Here is a 13,363-nt window from a genome sequence, read left to right as displayed (position 1 = left end):
GGCCTCCTTCAGAGCGGGTGCTTCTTGTCCTGGTAGACCTCGAGCGAGCCGATCGAGTTGCCACCGTCCACCGTCAGCGTCGCACCGGTAACGTACTCGGCTGCGCTGGAGGCGAGGTACAGAACCGCCGGGCCGAGATCCGACGCCTTCGACTCGCGCCCGAGCGGGACCGCCGCCGTCACGCGCTTCACGTGCTCCTCGGCGAGCTGGCTCACGGTCGAGCCCGCGCCGAAGCCGGGCTCCAGCGCGTTCACGCGGATGCCGAACTCGGCGAGCTCGATCGCGAGCCCCTTCGTCAGCCGGTCGAGCGCCGTCTTCGACGTGCAATAGGGCACCACCGTGCGGCGCATCTTGCGCGAGGCGCCCGACGAGATGTTGACGATCGAGCCCTTCACGCCCTTCGCGATCATCTGCTTCGCGAAGCCGACAGACAGCACGAAGGGCGCGCGCAGATTCACGTCGAAAATGCGGTCCCAGTCGGCGACGTCGATGTCGAGCAGGAAGCCGCTGGGGTAGATGCCCGCATTGTTGACGACGACGTCGGCCGCGCCGAAGCGCTCGCCCACGGCGTCGATCAGCGCCTTCATCGAGGCGTCGTCCGTCAGGTCGGCGGCATGGGCGAAGCTGCCCTCGGGCAGCTCCATCTCGCCCAAGAGGCCTTCTAGCTCGCCCTGGTCGCGGTCGGTCAGGCAGACCTTGGCGCCCTCGGCCGCGAAGGCCTCCGCGAACCGCCTGCCGTAGAGGCCGGCCGCGCCGGTCACGACGACCGACTTGCCGCGGAACTCACCCTCGAAATTCATCACGCATCACCTCGACTTGGGGTCCAGCCGGTCACGCAGCGCGTCGCCGATGAGATTGACCGACAGGATCAGAAGGAACAGGCACAGGCCGGGGAAGGTCGCGATCCAGAAGGCGGTCGCGACGTAGTTGCGACCGACGCTCAGCATCGCCCCCCAGCTCGCCGTCGGCGGCTGGACGCCGAGCCCGAGGAAGGAGAGCCCGGCCTCGAACAGCACCATCAGGCCGAATTCGAGCGTCGCCACGACGGTGAGCGGGCCGATAATGTTGGGCAAAATGTGCAGGAACAGGATGCGGCCGGGCCCCGCGCCCATGAACTTCGCGATGCGGACATAGGGCATGTTCGCGACCGACAGGGTCTGGCCGTAGGCGACGCGGGCGTAGCGCGGCCAGCGCGTCAGCGCGAGGACGATGACGACGTTGATGAAACCGGGCCCGAGCACCGCCACCGTGATGATCGCGAGCAGGATGGCCGGCACCGACAGGAAGATGTCGACGACGCGCATGACGATCGTCTCGAACCAGCCCCGGAAATAGCCGGCCGCCATGCCGAGCACGCTGCCCACGACGCTCGACAGGACGACGGAGAGGAGCGCCACCGACAGCGAGATGCGGGCGCCGTAGATGATGCGGCTCAGAAGGTCGCGGCCGAGCTCGTCCGAGCCGAGGAGGTAAAGGACGTTGCGTGCCTCGGTGCCCGGGGGCTTCAGGCGGCCGAGCAGGTTCTGGGTGTTCGGGTCGTGGGGCGCGATCCACGGCGCGAAGACCGCGACCACGACGAAGGCCAGGAAGATCGCGACGAACGGCCAGACCCCGACACGCACCTTCCGCCGGCGCGGCTTCGTCGCCACCACGGGCTCGGCCGCGCTCATGGCCGGCTCCCGTCGAGCCGGATGCGCGGATCGACCACGCTGTAGAGGATGTCGGCGGTGAAGTTCAGCGCGATCGTGACGAAGGCACCGATGAGCACGATGCCCTGGACGACGAGGAAATCGCGGCTGACGATCGACTGAACGGTCAGGAGGCCGAGTCCCGGCCAGGCGAAGACGGTCTCGACGATGACCGCGCCGGCGAGGAGCTGCGAGATCTCGAGCGCCGCCACGGATATGACGGGAATGGCGGCGTTCCGCGCGAGGTGGCGCCAGAAGAGCCGCGGGGTCGCGACGCCCCGCGCACGGGCGGAGCGCACGTAGTCCTTCGACAGCTCGTCGAGCATCGCCGTGCGCGTGACGCGGGCGAAGGTCGCCATCGACAGGAGCCCGAGCGCGAAGGACGGCAGGATCAGGTTCTCGATGCCCCCGGCGCCCGAGGGAGGCAGCCAGCCGAGCCAGACGGCAAAGAACAGGATGAAGAGGATGCCGCTCCAGAAGGTCGGCATCGACTGGGATGCGAAGACGAAGCCGGTCAGGAGCTTCGTCGCCGGCCGGTCGCGCCACAACGCCATCACGACGCCCAGCGGAACCCCGAGGCCGAAGGAGACGAGGAGCGCGCCGCCGGCGAGCTGCAGCGTGTAGGGCAGCCGCGAGGCGATGATCGTCGTGACGGGGATGCGCTGCACGTAGGAGCGGCCGAAGTCGAACTGCGCGATGTCCCTGAGGAAGCTCATGTACTGGACGATGATCGGCTGATCGAGCCCGAGCGAGCGGCGCATCGCCTCGATGTCGGCCTGGGTCGCCGTCTCCGGCACGAGCAGATAGGTCGGATCGCCGGTGAGACGCTGGATGAAGAACACCAGCGTCATCACCCCGAAGATCGCGATCAGGGCCTGGCCGAGCCTGCGGAGAATGAAGAGAACCATCGCTCAGCCAGGCCCTTGTCCGATCATTCGCCCTGCCAGCTCATCCGGTTGAGGAAGAGGCTCTCATTGGCGGTCGGCGTCCATTGCAGCCCGTCGCGCGCACCGTAGATGATCGCGGCCTGGTAGAGCGGCAGGATGGCGACGTCGTCCCTCACGATCCGGTGCGCCTTCTCGTAAGCGGCGAGCCGCGTCGCCTCGTCGAGCGAGGAGCGGCCCTCCTCGAGCAGCGCGTCCATCTCCGTGTTCTGGTAGCGCGACCAGTTGGAGGAGGAGTGCAGCAGCGGATACATGATGCCGTCCGCATCCTGGCAGGCGCACGACCAGCGGCCGAAGCTGATCTGCGGCCGATCCGCGAGCGGCCCCTGCGCCTTTTGCAGGTAGGTCGCCATGTCGGTGAGGTCGATCGAGACGTTCAGCCCGACCTCCGACAGCATCTGCTGCACCGCCTGCACGATGCGCTGGTCGAAGACCGGCGAGGTGGCGAACCGGATCTCCGTGCCTCCGGCGCCAGCCTGTTCGATCAACTCCTTCGCCTGCTCGGGGTCGTAAGGGTAGGCCTCGATACCGTCGACCCAGCCGAAATGGGCGGGGGAGGCGAGCTCGCCCACGACCTGTTCGCCGCCCGCGAGCAGACCCTCGACGATGCCTTCCTTGTCGATCGCCAGCGCCACCGCCTTGCGGGCCTGCGGATCGTCGAAGGGCGGCTTGGTCGTGTTGAGGCCGAGGAAGGCGACGCGCTCGGTCTGCACGATGAGCGGCTTCACGCCCGGCGACGTCTCGAGCTGGCGCGCCTGGTCGGAATCGAGCGTGACGACGAGATCCGCCGTCCCGGCCTGCAGATCGGCCATGCGCGTCGAGGCGTCTGGCACCGCGCGGAAGACGGCGGTCTCGAACGGCCCCTTCTCACCCCAGTAGTCGTCATAGCGGGACAGGGTGACGGAGACGCCGCGCTGCCACTCCTCGAACCTGTAGGGACCCGAACCGACCGGGTTCAGGTTGAAGGCCTCGGCACCGACCTCCTCGACGACGTGCTTCGGCACCACGGAGAGCTTCACGAGCTGCGCGAGGAGGACGGGATAGGGCCCGTCCGTCGTCAGGACGACGGTGTGATCGCCGGTCGCCTCGGCGCCCGTGATCTTGTCGAACTGGCCGAGCTGCGGACTGCCGAATTCGGGATCCGTGATGCGCTCGATGGAATAGACGACGTCCTCGGCCGTCAGGGGCTCGCCGTCGTGGAAGGTGATGTCGTCGCGGAGCGTGAACTCGACCTCGGTGTCGGAGAGCCGTGTCCACTCCGTCGCGATCTCGGGGACGACGTTGCCCTCGTTGTCGCGCGTGACGACGTTGTCGAAGACGTTGCGGTAGACGTAGTAGCTGTCGGGATTCCACTGGCCGTGCGGGTCGAGCGAGGACGGCTCGTTCACGAGGTCGATCGTGATCTCCGGCTTCGCCTGCGCGAAAGCCATCTCGGGCGCGAAGGCAGCCGTGGCGACGGCGGCGCCCAGGACGAGGGTTGCGAGGCGCGTACGGGGTCGTGTCATCTGTCTTCCTGCTCCCGTGAAAGGTGGGCGGGGCACCGTGCCCCGTCCCGGCGCGTATGGCGCGGCATCGGCCGATCTATTCGGACCATCCCATCCGGTTGAGGAACATGCTCTCGTTGGCCGTGGGCATCCATTCGAGCGCCTCGTTGCCACCGTAGATGATCGCCGCCTGGTAGAGCGGGATGAGCGGCACCTCTTCCTTCACGAGCTCGTGCAGCGCGCCATAGGCTTCGAGCCGCTCCGCCTCGTCGAGCGAGGAACGTCCCCGGTCGAGCAGCGCGTCCACCTCGTCGCTCGACCAGCGCGACCAGGACTGCCCGGAGCGCAGGAGCGGGAACATGATGCCATCGGCATCCTGGCAGGCGCAGGACCAGCGCGAGAAGGTCAGCATGGGCGCCTCCTCGTTGGAAACCTGCTGGTTCCTGAGCCAGGTCGCCATGTCGGTCATCTCGATCTCGACGTTCAGGCCGACCTCGGTCAGCATCTGCTGGATCGCCTGGACGATCTTCTGGTCGAAGACCGGCGAGGTCGCGAGCTTCATCGGGGTCTTGGCGGCCTCTCCCACCTCGGCGATCAGGGACTTGGCCTCCTCAGGATCGTAGGAGAAAGGCTCGATGTCCCCGACCCATCCGAAATGCGCCGGCGACACGAGTTCGCCGACGACCTGCTCGCCGCCGGCGAGGATGCCCTCGACGATGCCCTCCTTGTCGATCGCCAGCGCGATCGCCCGGCGTATCCGCACGTCGTCGAGCGGCGCCTTCGTCGAGTTCATCGCGAAATAGCCGACACGCTCGGTCTGGACGATCAGGGGCTTCGCGTTCGGGTAGGTCTCGAGCTGGCGCGCCTGGTCGGAATCGAGCGTCACGACGAGGTCGGCCGCCCCGGACTGCAGGTCGGCGAGGCGGGTCGCCGCGTCGGGCACGGCGCGGAAGACGGCGGTCGCGAAGGCGCCCTTGTCGCCCCAGTAGTCCTCGTTGCGCGTCAGCGTCACCTGGACGCCGCGCCGCCACTCCTCGAACACGTACGGCCCGCTGCCGACGGGCTTCAGGTTGAACTCTTCGGCGCCGACTTCCTCGACGACGTGCTTCGGCACGATCGACAGCTTCACGAGCTGCGGCAGGAGCACGGGGTAGGGGCCGTCGGTCGTCAGCACGACCGTTTGGTCGTCCTTCGCCTCGGCCTTCACGATCTTGTCGAACTGCCCGAGCTGCGGGCTCGCGAACTCGGGATCGGTGATGCGCTCGACAGAGTAGACGACGTCCTCCGCCGTGAGCGGCTCGCCGTCGTGGAAGGTGATGTCGTCGCGCAGGTTGAACTGCACCTCCGTGTCGGAGAGCCGCTCCCACGATTCCGCGACCTGCGGCACGATCTCGCCGTCATTGTCGCGGGTGACCATGTTGTCGAAGACGTTGCGGTAGACGTAGTAGCTGTCCGGGTTCCACTGGCCGTGCGGATCGAGCGACGAAGGCTCGTTCACGAGGTCGATGGTGAGCACGTCCTTCGCCTGCGCATCCACGGGCGCCGCGAACGCCGCGGCGACGGCGATGGCGCCTATGAGTCCTGCTTTCCAGACCATTCGATCATCCCCCTCTGCTGGATTGCTCCCGGTGCCGGTCTGCCGGTCTTCCGCGGGGCAGTCTCCGCACGCGGCCCGCGTGCGGGCTTCTTCGTGCCCTTCGGCACGATCTCGACATCCTGGGCGCAGAGCGCCTGGATCACGAAGGCCTCGAAGGCATCGACCGCCCCGCGCAGCGCCGCCGCCGCGGCCTCGTGGTCGCGAGCCCGGCAGGCGGCGGCGAGCGGGCGGCGGTCCGGCGGCTCGAAGCCGTGGCGCCCGCCTTTCTCGAAGAAGCGGATCAGGCGCTCGGAATGGTCCCAGATCTCGTTGAGCCAGCGCCGCCGTATGTCCCCGACGGCACCGGCAAGGACGTCCATCAGCTCGCGGTCGCAGTTCCTGTGGCTCGCGCGCGAGCCGGGCTCCCGCCGCCCCGCCAGGACCGTGGTCAGCTCGGCGAGGTCCTCAAGTCGGAGGAGGTCGGCCTCACCGAGCCGGTCGAACGGGATCGCCGCCTCGAGCGCCCGGCGCGCCGCCACCACCTCGCCGAGATAGGCGCCGGAGATGGGCCGTACACGCCAGCCGTGCCGCGGCACGGCCTCGACGAGCCCCTCGCCCTCGAGCCGCAGGAGCGCGGCGCGGACGCCGGCGCGCTTCAGGCTGAAGAGCTGCATCAGCTGCAGCTCGGAGACCTTTCCGCCAGGCTCGAGCTCGCACCAGATGATCGCGTCGCGAAGGCGGCTCTCCGCGTAGGCGCGCTTGGCGTCCGGCCTCGGAGGCGCCGATCCCGGCAGGAATGGAGAGGTCTGATCGAGCATTGTGAGAGCCTAGAAGCTTTTGGTGACATCTCACAAGCCTCTATTGTAGGCGGCAGACCGTACACTGGCGGCCCCCGGCTGTCGGGCGCTGAATAGGGTGTGCTGACGAGGGTTTCGCCGGTCCTGGAGCTGGCAGGACGGATAGCCCTGGGACGGATGGGCGCCCGGGCAGCGCCTGCAAGATGGGCGTCGATCATCCCCGAGCGTGTCGGGGACGCCGGACATCTGGGGCTTCAGCCGCCCTGACCAGCTCGTCCCACCGCGGGCGCAAGCTCCGCCTGTCGCGTCTTCTGCGTGCTGACGATCAAGTCGGCATCCTGGGTCGAGAGCGGTCTCGACATGAGATATCCCTGGACCTCCTCGCACTGATCCGACTGAAGCAGGAGCAGTTGCTCGTCGGTCTCGACGCCTTCCGCCGTCACCGACATGCCGAGGGCGTGTCCGAGCCCCAGGATAGCCTGCACGATGGCGCGAGCGTCGCCGGCGGGATGGAGGTCCGCGATGAACTGGCGGTCGATCTTGATCGTGTCGAAGGGAAACGTCCGGAGATAGCCGAGGGAGGAGTAGCCTGTTCCGAAGTCGTCGATCGACAGGCGCACGCCCAGCGCCTTCAATCCCCGCATCGTCTCGCGCGCCCGATCCGTGTCCTCGAGGAGCACTCCCTCCGTGAGTTCCAGCTCGAGTAGCCTTGCCGGAAGTCCCGAAGTCTGAAGAGCGCGGCGGACCAGAGGAAGGAACTCGCCCGTCCGGAACTGCGCGGGCGAGACGTTGACCGACACGCCGATCCCGTCCCAGCGTGATGCCGTCCGACACGCCTCGAGCATGACCCACTCTCCAAGGGGAGCAATCAGGCCCGTCTCTTCAGCCAGCCGGATGAACTCGATCGGACTAACGACGCCGCGGCGTGGATGCTGCCACCGGACGAGCGCCTCGAAGGAGTTGATCTTGCGGCTGCGGGTATCGAACCGCGGCTGAGATCGCCGCGCAGATCGGCGAGGTTCGCCTGGGGCGCGCGATGCTCGCGGTCGCGCCGATCTGCCTCCTCACCGTCCTCGTGGCCTGCCTGTCGCTGGTCTTTCCCGGCATCGTGCTCGGCCTGCCACGGCTCCTCGTCCCCCAGTTCTTCTGAAAGAAGGTGCTTGAACATGGCTCACGTCAAACCGAAGGGATCCTTCGTCGCCCTCGTCACCCCGATGAACGAGGACGGATCGATCGACTATGAGGGCTTTCGCACGCTGCTCTCGTGGCACGAGGAGAACGGCACCGAAGCCGTCCTCATCATGGGCTCGACCGGCGAGGTCTCGATGCTGTCGCCGGAGGAGCGCCGCGAGATCATCACGCGCACGGCGAAGATGAAGACCGGGAACGTGCTGTTCTACTACGGCTGCACCGGCAACAACACGCAGACGACGATCGACTATGTCCGCTACGCCAAGGCCGAGGGCGGCGACGGCGCCATCATCGCGGCGCCCGCCTATATCTGCGCCGACAACGAGGCGATCACCGAATACGCGCTCGAAGTGTGTGACGCGGTCGACTTCCCCGTAGGCTTCTACAACAACCCGCCGCGCGTGAAGACCGACCTTCACTGGAGCGATATTCTCCGCCTCGCGAAGCATCCGAACATGGTCGTGCTCAAGGAGTCGACGACGCGGGTCGGGCAGGTCGCGCAGGTCTGCGCCGCGAAGCCCGACATGGCGATCATGTGCTGCTGCTCGCCCAATCTCGGCCTCGTCATCCCCACCATGGCGCTCGGCGGCCACGGCACGGCGAACATGACCGGCAACATCATTCCGCGCGAGATGGCCGTGATCTCGAAGAAGTGGGAGACCGGCGGGGACGCCTTCGCCTGCCGCGAAGCCTGGCTCCACGGGGCAGAACCTGCTGATCGACGGCGGAAGCTACCCCGGCACGTTCTGAGTCCGGCCGCTCCGGGGGGCGCCGAGGGAAGACGAGTGCGGGAGATGGGGTCGGCGCGCGGCGCTTCATGACGGCGCTTCGGCAGCCGGGATCGGGGTGCCGCCGTCATGCTGAGGGAATGGGAGGCTTCTCTCGTCTCCCCGCCACGACGAACTCTTGCGAGCTGGTCGCGGGAGCGATCGTTGCAGGGTGCCTGACCGCGTCTGGGCCAAGAACGCTGGACGCCGGTGACGCCGGCATATTGCACCGTCAGCGGTGAGCCAGCCTCGCGGGTCTCGATTACCTCGTAATGTGCCGACCGCTCGTCCCAGCGCTTGAGCACGAGCCGCGCCGGCTCGGGGACGTAAGCCCGCTCGTGGTCTTCCCCCTGAAATGCGATCACGTCCGTTATTCCGTCGAACTCCATGACGGTGACGAACTCGACCTCCTCGGGCAGATCGCGCCTGAGGAGCGTGATCCCGCGATAACCTGCGATGCCCTTAACCTCGATGCCGGGGAAGACTTCGCGACGCAGGAGCGCCTGATATGCGTCCGCGTTTTCAGGGGTGGTCCAGCCGTGCCAGATGCGCTTGATCGGCATCGTCGCCTCCTCTTCTTCAGCAGGGCCGCGTCATGCGGTTGTTCTCGATCATATCGTCTTGCCTCGGCCTCGCGTTCTGCTCAGGTGGGGACGGGCGATCATCCCCGCGGAAGGGCGGAAACCGCCGCGGCCGCTGGCCAGCGCTCCGGCCGGGAGTGGTGCGATCAGCCGACGGACCTGCGACAGTGCATCCTCCTTCCCTGTCGAACCGCATGGATCCGCGCCAGCACACCCGAGACCGAATGTTCAGGTCGCGGCGAGGAGGATGATCAGCACGCCCCCCACGACCAGCAGGGTGCCGGCGACCTCTCGCTTCGTGCTGATCTGCCTGAAGATGCGGCGGGAGACGACCTGTGCGAACAGGATCTCGACCAGGGCCAGGGCCCGCACCAGCGAGGCGCTCTGGATCGCGAAGGCGAAGAACCAGAACTGCGACGCGAGCGCGCCGAGGAAGCCGGCAGGCAGAGAGGCGCGCCACGACCGCGCGAGCTCCACGAGCACGCGACGGTCGAAGACGACGAGATAGAGCAGGATCACGGCGCTCTGGATGGCGAGTGCCACGGCCAGGGTCGTCGAGGCGTTGAGGACGAAGCTGCCCTCCGGCAGCGACAGGATGCCGCCGCGATAGAAGGTGGCGGAGACCGCGAAGCCGGCGCCGGCTCCGAGCCCCAGACACGTCGTCACGAGCCAGCCGTTTCCGGAGCCCTTCGAGGGCCACGACATCAGCATGACGCCCGCCGTGGTGATGAAGACGCCCGCCATGGCCACCGGCGTCGGCAGCTCGTTCAGGAAGATCGCCGCGAACATGAGCACGAGCACCGGCTCGATCTTGGTGTAGGTGATCGTCACGACGAAGGAGTGCGTGCGCATCGCCGCGAGCATCAGGCCGGTCGCGAGGATCTGCGCGAGCCCCCCGCCCGCCGTCCACCCCAGATACGTCCAGTCGAGGACGTTCGCGGGGCTGCCCTCGACGAGGGAGATGCCCATCAGGAACAGGATCGAGAAGGGCAGCCCGTAGAGGAAGCGGACATGCGTGGCGCCGGCCGTGCCGAGCGTCGTCGTCAGCTCCTTCTGCATGGAGTTGCGCGCCGTCTGCGCGGCGGAGGCGATCAGGGTGAAGACCACCCAGAGCCAGTCTGTCAGCACGGGATCATCCGTCGGTAGGGAGGATCGGCCGGGCGGAGCCGGCCGCAGGGGAGGCGGGGGAGCAAGGGCAGGTCCAGTCTACGCCGCCTCGCGCGCGGCGGCAAAAGCGGGGGCGCGGCCCGCTGACTTGCCCGCCTTTCTGAACTTACTGCCGAGGAGAAGACGTCGTCATGCCCTCTCGTCCTCCACGAGAACATGGCGCGGCCGGTCTTCACCCGGAGAGCCCTCGATCCCTATCCTGTCACCAAAGGCCCGCATCGCCGTCGCGGCGCGATCGGCTGGAGACGCGACATCGTGCATCGAGTTGACACGTGGAGGCGAGTGAACGAGGCACTCTGTCCCACTCGAGGGCCTGGACGCGAAAGGGTGGTAGGCTGCGGCCGTCTCCTTGGGAGCACGAGGTGGAACAGGCGGTGCTCGGAACTTCGATGCCTCGATCGGCGCCGGCGCGTGCACCTCGCGTCCTCGGCATGGCGATCCTGCCGCTCCTCTTGGGCATCTTCTTCTTCTCGGCCTCGCTGACACCGTCCCTGATCCCGCGCGACTGGGTCGTCCAAGGGGTGTTCGCAGGGCTCGTCACCGCGATCGGCTACATGCTGGGGCAATTCCTTCTGTCCCTGTGGCGGGCGATCGAGCTGCCGCGGCTGTCGGGGCGAGCCGCGCGGATCGCGCATGCCGTCGTGGCGGTGCCGGTCCTCAGCATGTGGCTGCTCGCCGTCGTGCGGGCTGCCCATTGGCAGGACACGGTGCGGACGCGCGTCGGCATGGAGCCGGCGGGCGAGATCTACACGCTGCGGGTGCTCACCCTCGCGGCGGTGCTCTTCGGCATCTGCTTCGTTCTCGGCTGGCTCGTTCAACTGGCGTTCGACGTGCTCCGGCGGCGGCTCTACCGCGTGATGCCCGAACGGACGGCGCATCGTCTTCATGCAGTACGCCTCCGACCCGATCGTGTTCTACGATCCCGCATCGCTGTGGCGCGCCCCGGCGTGGATGCGCGAGCCGACCGCTCCCGACGTGTCGCCCGAGATCGAGTTCCTGCCGGTCGTGACGCAGTTCCAGCTGGCGATGGACATGGCGCTGTCGAAGGCGGTGCCTGAGGGCTTCGGCCACAATTACCTGGCCGAGGACTACATCGACGCGTGGATCGCGGTCACAAGCCCCGAGGGCTGGGCCGAGACGGACATCGCGCGGCTCAAGGCCTGGTGCGGCCTCCAATGGGGTCTCGGGTGCCGAAACTGATCGCCTGGAGCCTCGTCGCGATGGCGGTTCTCTCGATGCTCGTCCTCGCCAACATGGGCCGGCGCACGGCTGGCGTGTCATTCGCGCCGGAGACGCCGGAGGCACGGCTGGCGCGCCTCGCGCCTCACTGGACGATCCTGCGGCCCGACGGTACGGCCTCCGGCAACGGCGCCATCCTGCTTTCGGGATGCGACGGCGTGCACGACAACATGCGGTTCTGGGCGGAGGAGTTCGTGCGCCAGGGCCGCGTCGCGCTCATCCTGGACAGCCACAGGCCGCGAGACCTCGACCGGATGGAGCTGTGGAGGCTCGTCTGTGCAGGACAGCTGCTCGACGGCGGCGAGCGCTCCGGAGATCTCGCGGTGGCGCTGCACGCTCTGTCCGAGAGCGAGGGGGTGACCGGCGACCTCGTGATCCTCGGTGCGTCTCACGGCGGCTGGGCAGCGATGGAGTTCGTGGCGCGCGCCGGCGACCGGGGAGAGCTGTCGGAGCTCATCCGGTGGCCGGAGCCGCCGCACGAGCTCCTCGCCCGCGTCTCGGGGCTCGCGCTTCTCTACCCCTATTGCGGGATCCTGAACGGCGCCGATGCCGAGAGCTGGCGGAGCGCTCCGCCCACGTTGATGATCCTCGCCGAAGCGGACAGCATCGTCGGGGATGACTGCGTCGCGCGCGCCCGCGCCTTGCGAGCGGGCGGCGCCCGGGTCGACGTCGCGACCATTCCCGGCGCGAACCATGGCTTCGACCAGCAGGAGAAGGCGCTCTTCTCGACGCTCGCCTTCGACAGCGGCCAGCGGGACGAAGCCCTCGGCCATCTCCGGACCTTCCTGTCGGACCTCGCGGGGGAGGGAGGAAAGCCTGCCCGCGCCGGAGCCGAGGATCGATAGCTCAACCGGGACCTCCCACCGCCCTCGGCCCGCTTTCGGGCCGCGAAGCCTCGGGGGCGCTCCGTCTCCGTCGAACCTGACACGCAAGACCACCGGACAGGCCGCGGGACGCGCGCCTATGGCGCCTCCGACTGGCGCAGAAGCCAGTCGCGCACCTCGAGCGCCGTTCGCGGCAGGTCGTGGGCGGTGTTCCAGACCACGTAGAAGGCGCGGCCGGTCTTCAGGCTGTGCGCGCCGACGCGGACGAGGAGGCCCGTCTCCACCAGGCGGGCCGTCAGGTGGCGCCAGCCGAGGGCGACGCCCTGGCCCTCCATCACCGCCTGTATCACCAGCGCGTAGTCGTTGACGACGAGCCCGCGCGGCGTGTGTCTCGGATCGACCCCGGCGCTCCTGAACCACTCCGTCCAGGTTGCAGCGGGCCTGTGAGGCTCGTCGAGATGGATCAGGCGGTGGCGCACCAGTTCCTCCGGCGTCTCCGGATGGCCGTTCGACCTGAGATAGGCGGGACTGGCGACGGCATCGATCTCCTCGACCGCGAAGGGGCTCGCGTCGCAGTCGGGCCACTCTCCCGGCGTGCCGCCGCGAATGCCGAGCTGGATCCGCTCGGTTCTCAGGTCGAGATCACGGTCCGAGGTCTGGATCCTGAGATCGACCCCCGGCAGGTCCTCGCGCAGCCTCTGCAGGCGCGGCGTCATCCAGAGCGAGGCGAAGGCGGTGGAGGCGGCGAGCGTCACGTGGCGGCCCTGAACCTGCGCGCGCAGCTCCTCCGCCGAACGGCGTATCTGCGACAGGCCCTGCGTGACGTCGGCGAAGAACCGCGCTCCCGCATCCGTCAGCACGACCCTGCGGTGCGCCCGGCGGAACAGCGGCACGCCGAGCTGCTCCTCCAGGCCGCGCACCGCGTAGGACACGGCCGCCTGGCTCATGCCGAGCTCGCGCGCTGCGGCCGTGAACCCGCCGAGGCGCCCCGCCGCCTCGAACACCACGAGCGCGCCGGCCGAAGGCAGGATGCGGCGGAGATTGTCCATAGAGACAGCTTATCGACATGATGAAGATTTTCCAGCATCACGGCGGCTTTCGGCGG

Annotated in this window: 11 protein-coding genes and 2 pseudogenes; 4 read left to right on the top strand and 9 right to left on the bottom strand. The window is 68.1% G+C overall.

Features of this window, described 5'->3' with window-relative positions; all coding sequences use genetic code 11:
• Positions 1-8: 8 nt before the first annotated feature.
• The 7 genes and pseudogenes from N177_RS14505 to N177_RS14475 all read right to left on the bottom strand — a co-directional run.
• Complete coding sequence (locus N177_RS14505; protein WP_023433121.1) at positions 9-800, bottom strand: SDR family NAD(P)-dependent oxidoreductase; 792 nt, start codon at positions 798-800, stop codon at positions 9-11.
• A 6-nt stretch (positions 801-806) separates the two neighbouring features.
• Complete coding sequence (locus N177_RS14500) at positions 807-1,670, bottom strand: ABC transporter permease (RefSeq protein WP_023433120.1); 864 nt, start codon at positions 1,668-1,670, stop codon at positions 807-809.
• Positions 1,667-2,596 (bottom strand): ABC transporter permease, encoded by a 930-nt coding sequence (locus N177_RS14495; RefSeq protein ID WP_023433119.1) that lies wholly within the window; start codon positions 2,594-2,596, stop codon positions 1,667-1,669. The genes N177_RS14500 and N177_RS14495 overlap by 4 nt, the downstream gene beginning before the upstream one ends.
• 23 nt (positions 2,597-2,619) lie before the next feature.
• A complete protein-coding gene (locus N177_RS14490; RefSeq protein ID WP_023433118.1) occupies positions 2,620-4,137 on the bottom strand; it encodes an ABC transporter substrate-binding protein in 1,518 nt (505 codons plus the stop codon).
• Positions 4,138-4,213: 76 nt separating this feature from the next.
• The gene (locus N177_RS14485; RefSeq protein ID WP_023433117.1) at positions 4,214-5,713 is read right to left on the bottom strand and encodes an ABC transporter substrate-binding protein; all 1,500 of its coding nucleotides are present in this window, start codon (positions 5,711-5,713) and stop codon (positions 4,214-4,216) included.
• Entirely contained in the window at positions 5,689-6,510 is an 822-nt protein-coding gene (locus tag N177_RS20675) for a GntR family transcriptional regulator (protein WP_023433116.1), read from the bottom strand. Before N177_RS20675 ends, N177_RS14485 begins: the two co-directional genes overlap by 25 nt.
• Positions 6,511-6,743: 233 nt before the next feature.
• Positions 6,744-7,472 (bottom strand): annotated as a pseudogene (locus N177_RS14475) (putative bifunctional diguanylate cyclase/phosphodiesterase); the annotation flags it as partial.
• Positions 7,473-7,655: 183 nt separating this feature from the next.
• On the opposite strand from N177_RS14475, the gene N177_RS14470 reads away from it, so the two are divergent.
• Positions 7,656-8,501: a dihydrodipicolinate synthase family protein gene (locus N177_RS14470; RefSeq protein ID WP_081718557.1), complete on the top strand. Its 846-nt coding sequence runs from the start codon at positions 7,656-7,658 to the stop codon at positions 8,499-8,501.
• A 755-nt stretch (positions 8,502-9,256) separates the two neighbouring features.
• Here the strand turns inward: N177_RS14470 and N177_RS14465 are convergent.
• Positions 9,257-10,156 carry a DMT family transporter gene (locus tag N177_RS14465; protein WP_023433112.1) on the bottom strand — a complete coding sequence of 300 codons (900 nt, stop codon included), beginning with the start codon at positions 10,154-10,156 and terminating at the stop codon, positions 9,257-9,259.
• 428 nt (positions 10,157-10,584) lie between these two features.
• Here N177_RS14465 and N177_RS22400 point away from each other — a divergent pair.
• From N177_RS22400 to N177_RS14455, 3 genes and pseudogenes are all read left to right on the top strand, one after another.
• Positions 10,585-11,028, top strand: a pseudogene (locus N177_RS22400) (alpha/beta-hydrolase N-terminal domain-containing protein); the annotation flags it as partial.
• 43 nt (positions 11,029-11,071) lie between these two features.
• Positions 11,072-11,395: an alpha/beta-hydrolase family protein gene (locus tag N177_RS22095; RefSeq protein WP_280113389.1), complete on the top strand. Its 324-nt coding sequence runs from the start codon at positions 11,072-11,074 to the stop codon at positions 11,393-11,395.
• On the top strand, positions 11,383-12,279 hold the full coding sequence (locus tag N177_RS14455) for a dienelactone hydrolase family protein (protein ID WP_023433109.1): 897 nt from the start codon (positions 11,383-11,385) through the stop codon (positions 12,277-12,279). The genes N177_RS22095 and N177_RS14455 overlap by 13 nt, the downstream gene beginning before the upstream one ends.
• 116 nt (positions 12,280-12,395) lie before the next feature.
• Here the strand turns inward: N177_RS14455 and N177_RS14450 are convergent, their stop codons facing one another.
• The gene (locus tag N177_RS14450) at positions 12,396-13,307 is read right to left on the bottom strand and encodes a LysR substrate-binding domain-containing protein (RefSeq protein WP_023433108.1); all 912 of its coding nucleotides are present in this window, start codon (positions 13,305-13,307) and stop codon (positions 12,396-12,398) included.
• Between the last annotated feature and the right edge of the window lie 56 nt (positions 13,308-13,363).

It is taken from the genome of Lutibaculum baratangense AMV1 (assembly GCF_000496075.1).
Taxonomy (GTDB): domain Bacteria; phylum Pseudomonadota; class Alphaproteobacteria; order Rhizobiales; family Tepidamorphaceae; genus Lutibaculum; species Lutibaculum baratangense.
The sequence above is the reverse complement of the archived record's forward strand: the minus strand, read 5'-3'. Positions and strand labels throughout refer to the sequence as shown.